Consider the following 15198-nt stretch of genomic DNA (forward strand, 5'->3'; position numbering starts at 1 on the left):
TGTCTGGCCGCGGTCCCGACACACGGGCGCAGTCTGGAGAGCAAGATGAAGATCGTCAGAACCGGTTCGGCGGCCTGGAGCGGTGGCATCAAGGATGGCAAGGGCTCGATCTCGACCGAGAGCGGCGCCCTGCAGGACTATCCCTACGGTTTTTCCAGCCGTTTCGAGGGGCAGCCGGGCTCCAATCCCGAGGAGCTGATCGCCGCGGCCCATTCGGCCTGCTTCACCATGGCCCTGTCGCTGATCCTGGGCGAAGCGGGCCTGCGCGCCGATCGCATGGACACCTCGGCCAAGGTCAGCCTTGAACAGGTCGAGGGGGGATATGCGATCACCGCCTCGCACCTGACCCTGAAGGCCAGCATCCCTGGCGTCGATCAAGCCCAATTCGAGGAACTGGCCGCCAAGGCCAAGGCCGGCTGTCCGGTTTCCAAGCTCCTCAACGCCGAGATTAGCCTGGACGCCAGCTTGGTCGACTAGCCGCCCGCCGGCGACGGCAGGGGCCACCAGCCTTTGCCGTCACTTGCCCAACCCTGAGCTATGGCGTCGTCCTACGCGAGGCGTCGGCCCGCGCGGAGGTTATCCTTGAGCCGGTACAGCTTCCTGGACCTGGCCAGTTCGGCCAGCGTGAAGGCCGCCCAGGCGGAGATGGGCGCCGATCAGCTATGGACGCCCGGCGCGGTCGACCGCCAGTCCGAGCGTTTCACGCCCGACGAGGTCGCCTTCATCGCCAGCCGTGACACCTTCTATATGGCGAGCGTCTCCGAGACGGGCTGGCCCTATGTGCAGCATCGCGGCGGGCCACCGGGGTTCTTGAAGGTGCTGGACGAGGTGACCCTGGCCTTCGCCGACTACCGTGGCAATCGCCAGTACATCAGCATGGGAAATCTCGACGCCAACGATCGCGTGGCCCTGATCCTCGTCGACTATCCCCGGCGGGCGCGGCTGAAGATCCTGGCTCATGCGGAGCGGCTATCCCTCGACGCCGATCCGGCCCTGCTGGCGCAAGTGACGACGCCGGGCTACCGCGCCAGGCCCGAGCGAATTTTCCGGCTGCGCCTTGCCGCGTTCGATTGGAACTGTCCGCAACACATCGTGCCCCGCTTCACGGAGGGTGAGATCGAGCAGGCGGTCGAACCGCTTCGCGAGCGCCTCGAGTCGCTCGAGGCGGAGAACCGGCGATTGCGCGAGCGTCTCGCGCGCCAGGATCCGACGTAGTCGTCTAGGCGACGGCGGGCTTGGTCCGCATCGCGCGAAAGAAGCCCCGCGCCGCAACGGCGGCGACGCCCAAGACCACGACATTGGCCGCCACGAAACAGGCAACCGCCAAACCCTGCTCGCCGGGGCTCCGCGCCAGCCGGATGGTCGCCGTGGCCAGGGCCGTGGCGCCGAAGGTGAAGGCCCAGTAGCCGGGTCCCAGCGGTTGCTCGCCGATCCAGCGGGCCAGACGCACAAGGATCAGGGCCTGCAGCACGCCATAGCCCACCAGGGCGTGGGCCAGGAGGTCGGGCTGGCCTCCGTTGACCGACAGATAGGCCACCGCGCCGACGACGGGTGGGGCCAACTGAATGCCCAGGGTCGGGCGCAGCGCGGGCGGCAACTGCGGGCCCGTGTAAAGCCGACGCAGCAGCACCGACTCGATAGCCAGCCACGCAAAGAGGCCGCCGCCGAACGCGAGCTTGCCAAGTTCGCCAAAGCCCAGGGCGGCCGCGACCGTCGCGGTCACGAAGGAGCCGGCGACCACGGGCAGATAGAGCACCGGCGTGGTGGTCGCCTCATCGCGCTCGCCGCGCCACAGCGCGCCAGTGCGCCAGATCGCAAAGCCCAGGGTGAAGGCCGAGCCTGCGACAAACAACGCCAGGGCGGCCGCGCGCCAGTAGGGGCTCACGCACAGCGCCACCAGCATGGTCGCCACGCCGACCAGGCCAATGAAGCAGCACATCACCGGATGGCGCGCCTCCTCGCGGGCCGCATCCGGGGCTCGCAGCCATTTGGCGGCGTAGAGGATAAGCAGCGCCAGCCAGGTCGCTGTCGCCAGCAGGGCCAGAGCCTCACCAGGCGCGGCGGACAAGGCCCAGGCGTGGTGGGCGGCGCGCCAGGCGTTGGCCAGTCCCGCCAGCCCCAGGACCGCGCCGAAGTATGAAGCCGGGATCTTGGGAAGCGACATGGAATGCATCCTGAGAAAAGTGGATCTGGCCACGCGCCTGGCGCCTGGATCATAGCCTGGACTGGCCATAGTCTAGTGTCCACGCGCGCGGCCTTGGAGATCGAGGCTAGCCCTTGGCGGCCTGGAGGCGCGCGATAGCCTGATCGGTCGTCCACAGCTCGCTGGCCAGCCAGCGGAAGTTGGTCAGGGCCGCCAAGTAGCCATCGCCCTCGGGGATCTTGCTGGCGGCGGTGGCGTCGCGCACGACCACCACCTCGAAGCCGTGCTCGACGAAGTCGCGAAGATGAGATTCCACGCAGAAATTGGCGGCCATGCCCGCCAGGATCACCTGGTCGATGCGATGCTTGCGCAGTTGGAAGAGCACGTCGTTGGTCTGCGGCCCGGCGATCTTGTGCGGCGAGCAGACGATGGTCCGGCCGTCCTCGATCATCGTCTTGTACTCGGGCATCCAGTCGGCGCCCGAACCTTCGAAGCCCTCCAGCGAGAGCGGATCACAGCGGTCGAACATCCGCATCTTGTGCATCAGCGCTTCGCCGGGGGCCGTGAAGTCCCACTTGTAGTCGTGCGGATAGTAGTAGTGGGGCGAGACCACCACGGGAATGTCGATCGCCTTGGCCGCTGCGATCAGGCGACCCAGGTTGGGCACGGTGTCCAACTCGGTGATGTTCTCGCCGAAAGCCCCCCAGGCCGCGCCCTGTGGACTGAGGAAATCGATCTGCGGATCGGTGACGACCAGGGCCGTTCGCTTCAGGTCCAGCGTGACGGGCGTGGCCGGCAGGACGGGGTTTTGCGGGTCGGCGTAGCGAGGATCAAGGCCCGCGGGCGTCGAGGCGGTGTCGGTCATGATGATTGCTTTCCAGATCGGTGGGACGGCGCGCTCCGCGCCGTCTAGGGAGGGCGCCACTTGGTATGGTGATGATCGGGTCCTGGCCTGACGGTCTCGCCCTTGGTCGGCGCGGCCGTCGGGCCTTCTTGATCGACGTCAGCTATTTGACCTTGCGGTCCAGGAAGTCGCGGATCAGCGGCGCCATGACGTCGAGGCGGTCTTCCAGGGCGAAGTGGCCGCTGTCGAGGATGTGGATCTCGGCCTTGGGCAGGTCGCGCAGATACGGGTGAGCGCCTTCCTCGGGGAAGATCTTGTCGTTCTTGCCCCAGACGATCAGCGTCGGCGGCTGGCGATCTCGGAAGAACTTCTGGAAGTCCGGATAGAACGGCACGTTCGAGCCGTAGTCGCCGAGCATGTCCAGCTGGATGTCGCGGTTGCCCGGGCGGTCCAGCAACGCCTGGTCTTGGACCCAGTTGTCGGGACTGATGCGTCCCACATCGCCCATGCCGTCGGTGTACTGGAACTTGGTGATGTCCAGCGTGACCAGGCCGTTCAGGGCGTCGCGGTTCTTCTGCGAGCGGTCCTTCCAGTAGACCTTGATCGGATCCCAGAACGGCGATTGCAGGCCTTCATTATAGGCGTTGCCGTTCTGGACGATCAGGCCGCTGACGCGCTCGGGATGCTTCAGCGCCAGGCGGTAGCCGATCGGGGCGCCGTAATCCATGACGTACATCGTGTAGCGCTTGGCGCCGATCTGGGTGACCAGCTTGTCGATGATGTCGGCTTGGTTGGCGAAGGTGTAGGCGAACTGGGTGTGGTCCGGGGCGTCGCTCTGGCCGTAGCCCGGATAGTCCGGCGCGATGACCCGGTACTTGTCGGCCAGCAGCGGGATCAGGTTGCGGAACATGTGCGACGAGGTCGGGAAGCCGTGCAGCAGCAGCACGACCGGACCGTCGGCCGGACCGGCCTCGCGGTAGAACACCTTCATGCCGTCGATGGTGGCCGTCCGGTAGTGGATGACCGGCACGACGGGCTTTGCAGAGGCCGGCCGCGCAACATGCTTGGCCGGTGTAGCAGCACCGGCGATCAGCGGCGCCGCCAGCAGGCTTGCCGCGGCCAGGGCGGCCAGGGTGGTGAGACGTTTCATGGAAATTGCCTTTTCGAAGAGGCTCGCCAGCCATCGCGTCGCCGCAGGCGCGACAACGGGCTCGGTGGAGCGGGTTTGCGGATGTGAAGTCAAAACCCGCCGGGCCGGGTGCGGGGGGGAGGGGCGGCCCGGCGGGTGAGCCGGCCCTTAGGCCGGCGCCGCGGCGACCTCGAGCATATCGAGGGCTGCGGACACGATGGGAGGCTCAAAAGCTCGGAGATTCAAAATAAGGATCTTCTCTTTGCTCATTGCACCTCCTCCTATCAAGAATACGTCACCGCCGTGTCCTGGGGGTGAGTTGCGACGTGCCTGAATTTCGTCCTTCAGGCGCACCTTCAACTTATGGGGAATTCGGATCACGTCGCGTAAATTCCTGTTAAACGCGGTTCTGATCAGGTGAATCCCTGTTCGGAGCGCCGGCGGGGGCCATCATGGGTTTGGCCGCTTGCAGGCCCATGCTCCCTGGGAAAGGCGTAGGCAGGGGCTAGTCGAGGCGACCCTGACGGCGCGCATTTGCGCCCAGGCGAGCCGGTACCCGATCGGGTGGGCCTGGCGTCCCGATCGGGCGATGCGTGGCGTCGCGACAGGCCATAGCGTGGTGGTGGGCCACAAGGCTCGTCCTTGATGAGCCCTTGCGGTTTCATCGCCCAAGACAGTCCACTGAGGAGGTCTGGAAAATGCTGGTCCCCGCCGCTTGCGCGCCCGCGCCTCGATCCTTCCTGTTCGGACCATTCACGCTGCAGCCCGAACGGCAGCTGCTTCTAAGGGACGACAAGCCGATCCGCATCGGCGGACGCGCCCTGGATCTGCTCACCGCTCTGGTCGAACGGCCGGGCGAGGTCTTGAGCAAGAAGGATCTGGTGTCGCGCGCCTGGCCAAATCTCTACATCGAGGAATGCAATCTTAAGGTGAACATAGCGGCTCTGCGCCGTCTTCTCGGCGAGACCCACGCAGCGCGCCAGTACATCGCGACCGTGACCGGCAGAGGCTACCGCTTCATCGCTCCCGTCCAAACGCCCGGCGCGGCGCGGGATAGGTCCAACGAAACGGAACAATTGGTCTTCACCGCCGGCGGGCACGGCGCGCGGCTGATGTCGCTCTATGCCCGATATTCGTTCCACCTCGAGCCACGGTCGGGGAGCAGGTCATGGTCGGACGCCGACCCTAACGCTCGATATAGCCCCGACGCGCCGCCACCGTGACCGCGTGGGTGCGATCATCGACGCCCAGCTTGGCATAGAGGGTCTTCAGGTGCGACTTGATCGTGTCGGTGGAGAGGTCCAGCCGGTAACCGACTTCCTTGTTGGCGTGGCCATCGGCCAAGAGGCGAAGGATTGTCAGTTCCCGATCGGTCAGCGGCTCGTCCAGCGCGTGGGTGGCGAGCTGATGAGCGATCTCGGCGCTGATGTAGCGGCCGCCGCCATGGACGGTGCGGATGGCGTCAAGCAACTCTCGGCGGATGCAGCTTTTGAGGAGATAGCCGGCCGCGCCCGCCCGGATCGCCCGGATCGCCTGAGCGTCGCCCGAATAGGTCGTCAGCACCAGAATGCGAGCTTGGGGGGATAGGCGGCGAATGGCTTCGGTGGCTTCCAGCCCGCCCGCGCCCCGCATCTGGACATCCATCAGGGTCACGTCGGGCGCCAGCGCCCTAAATTGAGCCAGGGCTTCGGCGCCGTCGGCCGCTTCGCCGACCGCCTCCATGTCGGGCTGGCGCTCCAGTAACGCGGCGACGCCGTCGCGGACCACGGCATGATCATCCACGATCAGGACACGGATAGGCGCTTTCGCGAGCATCATCGTCCAATCCCAAGCCGCGCCAGCCAGCGCTGTCCACCCGTCGCGTAGGCGATTGCGCCGGGAAGGGTCAACGTCACCTCGGTTCCGCCTTCCGGCAGTCGCCGGACCCTGAGCTCTCCGCGTAGCTTCGACGCCCGCTCGCGCATGCCCACGACGCCGAAATGACCATCCTTACCGCGCTCGGCGATCTGCGGATCGATGCCGGCGCCGTCGTCGGCGACCCGAAGGCTAAAGTCTGGGCCGTAGCGCGTCTCGATCGTCAGGCGGCTGGCGTTGGCATGTCGCCAAACGTTGAAAATCGCCTCGCTGGCGATCTGGCCGACCTCGTCCAGCACCAGCGGGGCAAGCGCACGCGGCGCGCCGTCGGTCGCCACGGATATGACGACGCCGGGATCGAACGCCTGTGCGGCCACGATATCGGCGAGAAGCGGCTCAAGGTCGGTCCGGTCGTGGCTGGAGCGCAGGTCGTGGACGCGGTTGCGGCCCTGGGCGATGACCTCGTCCGCGCGATCGATCGCCGCCTCCAGCGCCGGGCGCGCGCGCGCCGTCTTGGGGAGGTCGTCCACCGCCAACTGGAAGCGCAGGGTAAGGGTCTGCACCGACTGCAGCAGCGTGTCGTGGAGGTCTCGGGCGATGCGCTCGCGCTCCTCGACGCGTTCGGCCATCCGTGCGCGGATGCGCGCGGTGACGACGCGCATCCGCAGCCGGTAGGCCAACCACAACAGTCCCAGCAGCGCTACGCCGCACAAGGCCTTGAACGGCCAAGCCTGGAAGAAGGTGGGGCGGATTTCGAAGTCGAGCGTCGCGCCGGTGTTGTTCCAGGTCCCGTCGTTATTCGCCGCGATCACCCGGAAGCGGTAGCGGCCGGGTCCGAGGTTGGAATAGGAGGCCAGGCGCCGTGACCCAGGATCGACCCAGTCGGCGTCGACACCCTCCAGTCGATAGCGAAATTGGACGCGCTGGGGCACGGCCAAGCTGAGGCCGGCATAGGCAATCTCGATGGAGCGAGAGCCTGGCGGCAACACCAGCGTCTTGGGATCGCGATAGACCTTGCCGCCGCTGGCCAGCCACCGGATCGCTACGGGCGGTGGCAGGGCGTTGCGCTGCAGGCGGAGCGGATCGAAATAGGCCGCCCCCTCGCGGTTCAGGAACCAGACCCGCCCATCGCCGCCAACGGCGACCTGTATTCCCGCGAACCCGACGTGCTGAGCCGTGCTCGTCAAGCCGTCGTGAGAGTCGTAGACCCTGGCGTCGATCCGTGCGCCGGGGTCGTCGAAGGCGCGGTCGAGATCTGAGGTCGCGATCCTGGCGACGCCTCGCGGACTCACCAACCACGTCTCACCTTGCGGCGTTTGGACAAGACCTCGCAGGCGTACGGCCCAGGGAAACCGCGTTCCATCCAGTTGTTTGATCTGGATGCCGCGCACGCGCAACAGCCCTCCGCTTCCGCCGACGAAGAGGTCTTGCACGCCGGGTGCGAGCAAGGTCGGATAGCCGAGCTTGAAGTCGGCCAGTTTGGTGACCGCGTAGCGATCACCGGTCATCGTCGCGAGATCCGCGGGGATCGTGGCGGCCAGATCGCCGGCAGGCGTCGTCACCATGTCCCAAACGCGAGCCTTCGCCGCCTCGCCTTGAACCTGATGCCAGCCTTGCTCGTCTCGCCAAGCCAAATGGCTGCTGGACAGGGTCACCCACAGGCGACCCTGGCGATCCTCGGCGCAACTGATCGGCAGATCGTCTCCGGGAGGAGGCGGCCCGGACACCCGGACATGATCATCCCGGATTTTCGCAATTTGCGAGCCTTGGATATGCCAAACGCCGCCGTCTCGGGCGGCGCACAGCGACGCACTCTCCGAGCCGGTCTTTGCGATCTCGCGGGGCGGATGACCTGGCAGCGCCCGGAAGAGGACCTGGTTCGACTGGAGATAGACGCTTCCGTCCTTGGCGGCGGCGATGGAGAGGCCTTGCGCCGGAGCGGCGGGAACGCTGACCTCCTGCAGGGCGCTGGCCGGGCGAAACTGGTCAATGCCCAGTTCGGTGGCGATCCAGACACTGCCTTCGCGATCGATCAGGGGCTTGAAGGCGATATCGGATGTCAGGCCGTCGACCGCACGGAACTGCCCGATCTTGCCGCCCCCCAAGGCTGTGGGGGCTGGAATATGGAAGATGCCGACGGATTCGGTGGTTCCCCAGAGACCGCCCTCGCGGTCGAACGCGATCGTGGCGGCGCGAAGATCGGGGAGGGATGGGTATGCCAGCGCCGGCGAGGTCGGCTTGCCGGCTCGATCAAGCACCTTGCGGGTGCCCGTCGCGTCGGAGAGCCAGAGGGCTCCGGCGCCATCGATCTGAGCGCGCGGCCTGCCGGCAAGGCGATACGGCGTTTGCTGAAAGCGCTTTGCGCCCGCGGGCAGATAGGCAAGGCCGCCGCTCGCGCCGCCTGGATACGAGAGCGGAATCCACAGGTCGCCGTTCGGGGCCGGGCTCAGGCCCACGGCGACGCCGGCGGGCAAGCCGAAGGTTTCGTCCGCCTGCTCCCAGCGCCCGTTGGCGAAGCGTCGCAGCCGATCCGAATTCATCCCGGATAATGTCCAGATCGCGCCGTCCGCCGTCTGCGCCAATCGCGCCACGACACGTGGCGGGTTCGGCATCTTCATGTCCTGGAGGCCGCCGTTGCGATACACGGCCACTCCCGTGGCGTCGCGGAAGCCGACCCATAGTTCCCCTGCGCGGCTGACCATCAGCGTCGCGGGCGCCGCGCGCTCCATGGGTGAGCCCGCCGGCGCGGCGATGCGTTCGAACGTCACGCCGTCGAACCGGTACAGGGCATCGGCGGAGAGCCACAGATATCCATCGGGCGTCTGGACGATGTCGGTAATGCCGAACGGCGCGCCGTCGTCAGCGGTCCAGCGCCGGTGTTTGAACTGGCCGAAATCTGGACGCTGAGCCTGTGCGTGGGCGTCCGGCGAGACCGCCAAGACAGTCAGGCCGACAACGGCCAGCGTCAGAACAATGCGGCGCAGCCATGCGCGCGTCATGTCTTTGAAGGCCATCCCCACGTCCCGCATTGCCCCGACGTCCTTCAGGTTTTCGCGCCTGTCAGATCAAGGTCGCCAGATCCCCGCGCCGGTTTTCGTCCTAACCGCGCGATGATCCGCTTTAGCGGATCATCGCGGTGAGCTTACGCGGCTCGCGAAATGACGTTCGGTGATAAGTGGTGAAGAGCGGTGAAGACTGGTGAAAACCTCCCGTGGCCACCCTTCGGATAGAAGCGTGAGGTCCTGGTCGGTGGCGACGCGCCCGGGCGGCCTCGTCCGGGGCTAATCGCTTCGGGCCGCAAGCGCTCGCAGTGGTAAAAGCAAGTAAAAATCCGTAGTCGATCTGGCGACCGCATTTGACCCATGCTCAACCGTCGAGTTGCGGAAAAAATCCATGAAAAACATCATAATGAGGGGGCGGAGGCTTTACCTCTATTTACCGGTGTCGCGCTGCGTTCACGCCTAAGGTCTTGTGGACGCGCCTTGAAAGCTCATGGTCGATCGCAGCACCATCTCAGTCTCTCTGTGGTGAGTTTGCGGGTCGGCTTCAATTCATGGCGCGCCATCTCTTTAGCCATGGAGCGTGTCATGACCCAGCATGTATTGTTCATCGTCACCAATGCCCCGGTGATCGGTCCTCTCAACCGAAAGACCGGATTCTTCTTCGCCGAAGTCGCTCACCCCTTCGATGTTCTGGACAAGGCGGGTATCGCGGTGGAGTTCGCCTCGCCCGCCGGCGGGTGGACGCCCTACGACGCCTACGACGAGAAAGACCCGGCTCAGAAGGCGTTTCTCGAGAGCAAGGCGTTTCGCCGGCTCAATCGCAGCCGCAAGCTGTCGGAAGTCGATGCGGCCAGCTACGACGCCATTCTGATCCCCGGCGGGCTCGGCCCGATGGTGGACATCCAACGCAATCCGGACGTCCAGAAGGCCGTCGTGCGCGCCTGGACCACGGGCAAGATCGTCAGCGCCGTCTGCCACGGTCCGTGCGGACTGCTGGGCGTGGACCTCGGCGACGGCACCCCGTTCGTGCGCGGCAAGAAGGTCACCGGGTTCTCGGTGAAGGAAGAGCTCGACTACGCTCGTGAGGACGTGCCCTACGAGCTCGAAGAAGCGCTGAGGGCGGAGGGCGCCGACTATTCGTCCGTGGCCAACTGGCAACCCCACGTCGTCGTCGACGGCCGTCTCATCACTGGCCAGAATCCCGCGTCGGCGGGGCCGTTGGCCAAGGAAGTGCTGGCCGCGCTTGGGCGTGCGGGTCAGTAAAGGCTCGCCAGCCGCATAAGCTACATCAGGCCGCGTTAGAGCGGCGCGTCATAGCGCCGCTCTAACGCCACCTATGGCCGCTCGATCGCGCCCTCGGGAGATTCTGAGGGCGTTGTCGTGCAGGATGCATGGCGGCTACGCAATCGGCTTTAGTGCGATTTTCTTCTCGATCGTGGCAGCCGCCTTTTCGGCTTTCTTCCGACGATTGAACACTTTCTGCATGTAGCGTTGATCCTGCTCAGATAGTGTTTTCTCGGCTTCAACAAACTGCTCGGTCTCTTCTTCGAGAATGTGTTCGAGATACTCTTCTTTTAGAGCCGCGAAATGGGTGAGCCAGCCTGGCGCGGTGATGTCTCGGGCAGCCGCATCCGCCATCAGCTTGTCTAGCTTATGATGGTCACCTACCGCGTGCCGCGCAAACTCGGTCGTCTCGGGGTTCCGCATGACGGTGGACCACAGTGCTTGCTCCTCCGCCGCAGCATGGCCATGAACGTCTCGAACGAACTCTTCAAACAGGGTCTTTCGCGCAGGATCGTTCGGGCTGGTTGCGTCGATCATCGCCAACAGAGCACGATGCTTGTCGTGATCCTCGACAAGACGCCCGAAAATCGCTGGATTGCCGCGGAATTTCGTGGCGGGCGTTGAGCCAATCCGAACTGGCACCTCCGGAGCAATTGAGCGCGCTTGGGCGATCGCCGCGACCTTTGCCTCCGTCTGCTTTGCTTGGCTCGCAGGTTTGGTCATGGATGGTCCTCAAATCGTGGGCGGCGCACGCTGTGGGCGCGACGGCTTAGCTCGCTTAACCCGAGGAACGCACAAGCGCCGCGAAAGCTGCGCTGCCGCACCAGTGCTCTGCTAGGTCTGGATTCGACACCTCATGCGGCGATGGGCATGTCGCTGTTCCCAAAAAGATTGCTCAACAACGAACCGTTTAGCGCAACAACTTCTGTCGCGTAGGCGACAAAGCGCAGGTCATTCTTGCTCAATTTAAAGTAGTCTTTCGTTCCCGGCGTGAAGGGAAGTGTCGGGACAGCTGTTGGGCATCGCTCACCGAGAGGCCTGCTATTTGATGTTCTCGGGACCGGCGCCGCTGAAATCGACCATGGCGATCAAAGGAGCGGCTAAGGCAAAGGGTCGAAGATCCCGAAGGTGGTGGGCAGAGCAATTTGCCGCTTCGGAGAAACCTTGGCTTTAGCTCGGGGTTATCTCCGCTGGGTGGGCTGCGAAGGCGTCCGCCTCAAGGGTCCGTCGACCCGTTGCCAGGAGCGTGCATGCCGATCGATTTGACCATCCCCCGGGCCGAGGCGCGCGTCGTCACGGGCGTGCCTGGCCTGGACGAAATTCTGGGCGGTGGCCTGACCCGTGATCGCATCTATCTGGTCGAAGGCACGCCGGGTTCGGGCAAGACGACCCTGGCCCTGCAATTCCTGCTCAAGGGGCGCGAGCTTGGCGAAAGCGGGCTCTACATCACCCTATCCGAAACTGAGACCGAGCTGCGCGCCGCCGCCGCCAGCCATGGCTGGTCGCTCGACGGCATCGATCTCTTCGAACTGGTCAGCGAGGAGGGCCTGGATCCCGACAGCGAGCAATCGGTTCTGCACCCTTCCGATGTCGAGCTTGGCGAAACCACGCGCGGGGTCATGACACAGGTCGAGGAAACCAAGCCCATGCGTGTGGTGTTCGACAGCCTGTCGGAAATGCGGCTACTGGCCCAGAACCCGTTGCGCCACCGCCGCCAGATCCTGGCGCTCAAGCACTTTTTCGCCACGCGCCAATGCACCGTCCTGCTTCTGGACGACCAAACCGCCGAGCACGGCGACCTGCAACTGCACAGCATCGCCCACGGCGTTATCAGCCTGCAACGCACGCCGCAGGAATATGGCTCTCAGCGCCGCCGACTCGAGGTGGTGAAGATGCGCGGCATCAAATACCGCGGCGGCTTCCACGATTTCGAGCTCGACACCGGCGGCATCAGGGTTTTCGAGCGCCTGGTCGCCGCGCGCCATCACGCCGACTTCACCGAGGAACTGGTGTCTACCGGCACGCCGGGACTGGACGCACTGATCGGTGGCGGTCTATCACGCGGCACCAATACCCTGATCAGCGGCCCTTCGGGCGTCGGCAAAACGACCACGGCCATACGCTGCGCGCTCAGCGCCTTGGAGCGCGGGGAGAAGGTCGCCTACTACCTGTTCGACGAGGGCCTTCCGACCCTGTTGGCGCGCTCCAAGTCCCTGGGCATGAGCCTGCGTCCCTACGTCGATAGCGGCCAGTTGCTGATCCGGGCCATCGACCCGGCCGAGCTCTCACCAGGAGAGTTTGCCTTCCAGGTTCGCGACGCGGTCGAGCAAGGGGCCGCGCGCCTGGTCGTCATAGACAGTCTCAACGCCTATCTTCAGGCCATGCCGGGGCAGAAGTTCCTGCTGCTGCAGATGCACGAGCTGCTGACCTATCTGAACCAGCAAGGCGTGGTCACCCTGCTGATCCTGGGCCAGCACGGCTTTATCGGCGAGGTCCGCAGCGACATCGATCTGAGCTATCTGAGCGACGGCATCCTGCTGTTCCGCTTCTTCGAGGCTGCGGGCTCTATCCGAACGGCGATCTCGGCGGTCAAGAGCCGCACCACCGAGCACGAAAAGACCATTCGCGAGATCCGCTTGACCAGCGAAGGCATCGAGGTTGGCGAGGCCTTGAGTGACTTTCAGGGCGTGATGTCGGGGTTGCCGTCCTACGAGGGCAAGATGGCGATGCTCGGCGACGGCGAGCCCCCCGCGCATGGATGAGCGTATCCTGATCCTGGCGCCCCGAGGACGGGACGCTCCGGTGATCGCCGAGACCCTGTCCAGCCTTGGCCACCGAACCTTGATCTGCCAGGATCTGCTGGCGCTGACGGAGGCTCTGCGCGAGAACGCCGGCGCTGCGATCCTCACCGAGGAGGCCTTGGCCCAGGGTGCGAGCGAAACCCTCACCACCTGGCTGGACGCTCAGCCGGCTTGGTCGGATTTTCCGTTTATCGTCCTGGTCACCAAGCAACCCGGCAAGCGCGCGCAGGCGGACGCCGCGCGGCTGCGCGCCATCGGCAACATCGTGATGCTGGAGCGGCCCATCAACGCCGAAACCCTGGTCAGCGCCGCAGCCTCGGCGGTGCGCGCCCGCCGTCGGCAGTATCTGACTCGCGACTACCTGACCGACCAGGTCAAGGCCGAGGAACAACTGCGCTTTGCCCTGGAAGCGGGACATCTGGGCTCCTGGGATCTGGATTTGGACAATCGCCTCCTGACCCTTTCGCCCGTGGCCAAGGCGCACTTCGGCCGGGCGGCGGACGAGGTCCTAAGCTTGGCCGACATCGAAGCGGCCGTGCATTCGGACGATATCGCCCGTCGCTTGGAGGCTCTGGGGGCGTCGGTCGAGCAGGGGCTGGACTACAGTGTCGAGTACCGGGTCGTTTGGCCCGATGGTTCGATCCATTGGCTCCAGGTTCGCGGACGGCCCGCGCCCGGAACGCCGCGCCGCATCTCGGGCGTCACCCTGGACGTCACCGAACGCAAGGCCGCCGAGACCGCGCTGTTGGCGATGAACGAGACCCTGGAGCAACGGATCGGGGAAAGCGTTCACGAACTGCGGCGCTCCAACGAGCGTCTCCTCAATGAGATTGGCGAGCGCGAGCAGGCCCAAGCCGCCCTGGTTCAGGCTCAGAAGATGGATGCCATCGGCCAGCTGACCGGCGGCATCGCCCACGACTTCAACAACCTGCTGACCGCTATCGTCGGCAACATCGACATGATCGAGCGGCGCAGCGACGACGAGCGAGTCAAGCGTATGGCCGCAAACGCCCGCGAAGGCGTCGAGCGCGCCACCAAGCTGACCGCGCAGCTTCTGGCCTTCTCGCGCAGCCAGCAACTGGATCTGCAGGCCGTCGAGGTCGACGCCTTGATCTCGGGAATGGACGATCTGCTGACCCGCACCCTGGGTCACACCGTCGAGGTCCGCTCGGATCTCCGGGCGGGGACAGCCCGCGCCAACGCCGACCCCAACCAGCTGGAGCTGGCGATCCTCAACCTGGCGATCAACGCGCGCGATGCGATGGGGGAGGGCGGAACGGTCACGGTATCCAGCCGCCTGGCCGACGATTGGCACGAGGGTTTGCAGCCCGGCCACTACGTGGTCATCGCCGTCGGCGACACTGGCCATGGGATTCCAGCCGATCTGCTGCAGAAGGTCTTCAACCCCTTCTTCACCACCAAGAGCGTGGGCAAGGGCACTGGCCTTGGCCTCAGCCAAGTCTACGGCATCGCCACCCAGTCTGGCGGCACGGTACTGATCGACAGCACCGTGGGCGTGGGCACGACCATCGAAATCTGGCTGCCGGTCAGCGATGCGGCCGATCGGCTTCGGCCTAGTGAAATTCCCGCCGGCGAAACGCCGCTGAGCCAGGGCGAGCGCGTCTTGGTGGTGGACGACGATCCGGGCGTGCGGCGGTTCATCGTCCAATGCCTCAAATCGCTGGGCTACCTGGTGACCGAAGCGTCGGGTGGCCAGGCTGGACTGGACCGCATCGCCGGTGACCGGCCCGACCTGATGGTGGTGGATTTCGCGATGCCAGGCGTCAACGGCGCCCAGGTCGCCATCCAGGCCCGCCTAGCCCAGCCCAGTCTCGCCGTTTTGCTCGTCACCGGCTACGCCGACGCTCAGGCCATCAGAGATCTGGTGAAGTCGGAGGCCGTTTTGCGCAAGCCGTTCAAGGTCAGCGATCTGGCGCTCGCGGTTCGGCGCACGCTTGAAGAGGTCAGTCCCGCGCCCGTCTAGTCGGTGATCCTCGTGGAAGTCCGTCTGGCTTCGCTACCATGCACGATAAGTTCTGGCGTTCGATTTCCCGTCCCAACGGCGTGAGTGCAAGGGGGTAGAAATGGGGGTAGAAGTCTATCGAAATTTGCTAAGTATCAGAAAAATATGAATCAAGAAA

At 65.2% G+C, this 15198-nt stretch carries 12 protein-coding genes; 6 read left to right on the plus strand and 6 right to left on the minus strand.

Annotation, left to right across the window (positions count from 1 at the left end; all coding sequences use genetic code 11):
* Positions 1-45 precede the first annotated feature (45 nt).
* Positions 46-477 (plus strand): OsmC family protein, encoded by a 432-nt coding sequence (locus G3M62_RS07890; RefSeq protein ID WP_165186053.1) that lies wholly within the window; start codon positions 46-48, stop codon positions 475-477.
* A 105-nt stretch (positions 478-582) separates the two neighbouring features.
* A complete protein-coding gene (locus G3M62_RS07895) occupies positions 583-1215 on the plus strand; it encodes a pyridoxamine 5'-phosphate oxidase family protein (protein ID WP_205691957.1) in 633 nt (210 codons plus the stop codon).
* Between the two features lie 4 nt (positions 1216-1219).
* Here G3M62_RS07895 and tehA read toward each other — a convergent pair whose 3' ends face one another.
* From tehA to G3M62_RS07910, 3 genes are all read right to left on the minus strand, one after another.
* A complete protein-coding gene (gene tehA / locus G3M62_RS07900; protein WP_165186057.1) occupies positions 1220-2164 on the minus strand; it encodes a dicarboxylate transporter/tellurite-resistance protein TehA in 945 nt (314 codons plus the stop codon).
* 106 nt (positions 2165-2270) lie between these two features.
* On the minus strand, positions 2271-3008 hold the full coding sequence (locus G3M62_RS07905) for a cysteine hydrolase family protein (RefSeq protein WP_165186058.1): 738 nt from the start codon (positions 3006-3008) through the stop codon (positions 2271-2273).
* Positions 3009-3150: 142 nt separating this feature from the next.
* On the minus strand, positions 3151-4137 hold the full coding sequence (locus tag G3M62_RS07910; RefSeq protein WP_165186060.1) for an alpha/beta fold hydrolase: 987 nt from the start codon (positions 4135-4137) through the stop codon (positions 3151-3153).
* Positions 4138-4814: 677 nt separating this feature from the next.
* Between G3M62_RS07910 and G3M62_RS07915 the strand changes: the two genes are divergently transcribed.
* Positions 4815-5339, plus strand: a complete 525-nt coding sequence (locus tag G3M62_RS07915) for a winged helix-turn-helix domain-containing protein (protein ID WP_165186062.1) — start codon at positions 4815-4817, stop codon at positions 5337-5339.
* Here the strand turns inward: G3M62_RS07915 and G3M62_RS07920 are convergent.
* Together G3M62_RS07920 and G3M62_RS07925 are read right to left on the minus strand one after the other, a co-directional pair.
* Entirely contained in the window at positions 5302-5934 is a 633-nt protein-coding gene (locus tag G3M62_RS07920) for a response regulator (RefSeq protein WP_246263513.1), read from the minus strand. The two genes, G3M62_RS07915 and G3M62_RS07920, sit on opposite strands and share 38 nt — an antisense overlap.
* Entirely contained in the window at positions 5931-8984 is a 3054-nt protein-coding gene (locus G3M62_RS07925) for a sensor histidine kinase (protein ID WP_165186063.1), read from the minus strand. Before G3M62_RS07925 ends, G3M62_RS07920 begins: the two co-directional genes overlap by 4 nt.
* Before the next feature lie 468 nt (positions 8985-9452).
* On the opposite strand from G3M62_RS07925, the gene G3M62_RS07930 reads away from it, so the two are divergent.
* Positions 9453-10235 carry a type 1 glutamine amidotransferase domain-containing protein gene (locus G3M62_RS07930; RefSeq protein ID WP_205691958.1) on the plus strand — a complete coding sequence of 261 codons (783 nt, stop codon included), beginning with the start codon at positions 9453-9455 and terminating at the stop codon, positions 10233-10235.
* 135 nt (positions 10236-10370) lie between these two features.
* Here the strand turns inward: G3M62_RS07930 and G3M62_RS07935 are convergent, their stop codons facing one another.
* Positions 10371-10979 (minus strand): hemerythrin domain-containing protein, encoded by a 609-nt coding sequence (locus G3M62_RS07935; RefSeq protein WP_165186065.1) that lies wholly within the window; start codon positions 10977-10979, stop codon positions 10371-10373.
* Positions 10980-11506: 527 nt separating this feature from the next.
* Here G3M62_RS07935 and G3M62_RS07940 point away from each other — a divergent pair.
* Complete coding sequence (locus G3M62_RS07940; protein WP_165186066.1) at positions 11507-13018, plus strand: ATPase domain-containing protein; 1512 nt, start codon at positions 11507-11509, stop codon at positions 13016-13018.
* Positions 13011-15041, plus strand: a complete 2031-nt coding sequence (locus G3M62_RS07945) for a hybrid sensor histidine kinase/response regulator (RefSeq protein ID WP_165186068.1) — start codon at positions 13011-13013, stop codon at positions 15039-15041. The genes G3M62_RS07940 and G3M62_RS07945 overlap by 8 nt, the downstream gene beginning before the upstream one ends.
* Positions 15042-15198 lie beyond the last annotated feature (157 nt).

The sequence above is a fragment of the Caulobacter soli genome, from assembly GCF_011045195.1.
Taxonomy (GTDB): Bacteria; Pseudomonadota; Alphaproteobacteria; order Caulobacterales; family Caulobacteraceae; genus Caulobacter; species Caulobacter soli.

Excerpts from the sequence above, each read along its gene's own strand:
- G3M62_RS07890 (WP_165186053.1), top strand. The coding sequence starts at position 46 with ATGAAGATCGTCAGAACCGGTTCGGCGGCCTGGAGCGGTGGCATCAAG.
- tehA (WP_165186057.1), bottom strand. The coding sequence starts at position 2,164 with ATGTCGCTTCCCAAGATCCCGGCTTCATACTTCGGCGCGGTCCTGGGG.
- G3M62_RS07905 (WP_165186058.1), bottom strand. The coding sequence starts at position 3,008 with ATGACCGACACCGCCTCGACGCCCGCGGGCCTTGATCCTCGCTACGCC.
- G3M62_RS07910 (WP_165186060.1), bottom strand. The coding sequence starts at position 4,137 with ATGAAACGTCTCACCACCCTGGCCGCCCTGGCCGCGGCAAGCCTGCTG.
- G3M62_RS07915 (WP_165186062.1), top strand. The coding sequence starts at position 4,815 with ATGCTGGTCCCCGCCGCTTGCGCGCCCGCGCCTCGATCCTTCCTGTTC.
- G3M62_RS07920 (WP_246263513.1), bottom strand. The coding sequence starts at position 5,934 with ATGATGCTCGCGAAAGCGCCTATCCGTGTCCTGATCGTGGATGATCAT.
- G3M62_RS07925 (WP_165186063.1), bottom strand. The coding sequence starts at position 8,984 with ATGGCCTTCAAAGACATGACGCGCGCATGGCTGCGCCGCATTGTTCTG.
- G3M62_RS07935 (WP_165186065.1), bottom strand. The coding sequence starts at position 10,979 with ATGACCAAACCTGCGAGCCAAGCAAAGCAGACGGAGGCAAAGGTCGCG.
- G3M62_RS07940 (WP_165186066.1), top strand. The coding sequence starts at position 11,507 with ATGCCGATCGATTTGACCATCCCCCGGGCCGAGGCGCGCGTCGTCACG.
- G3M62_RS07945 (WP_165186068.1), top strand. The coding sequence starts at position 13,011 with ATGGATGAGCGTATCCTGATCCTGGCGCCCCGAGGACGGGACGCTCCG.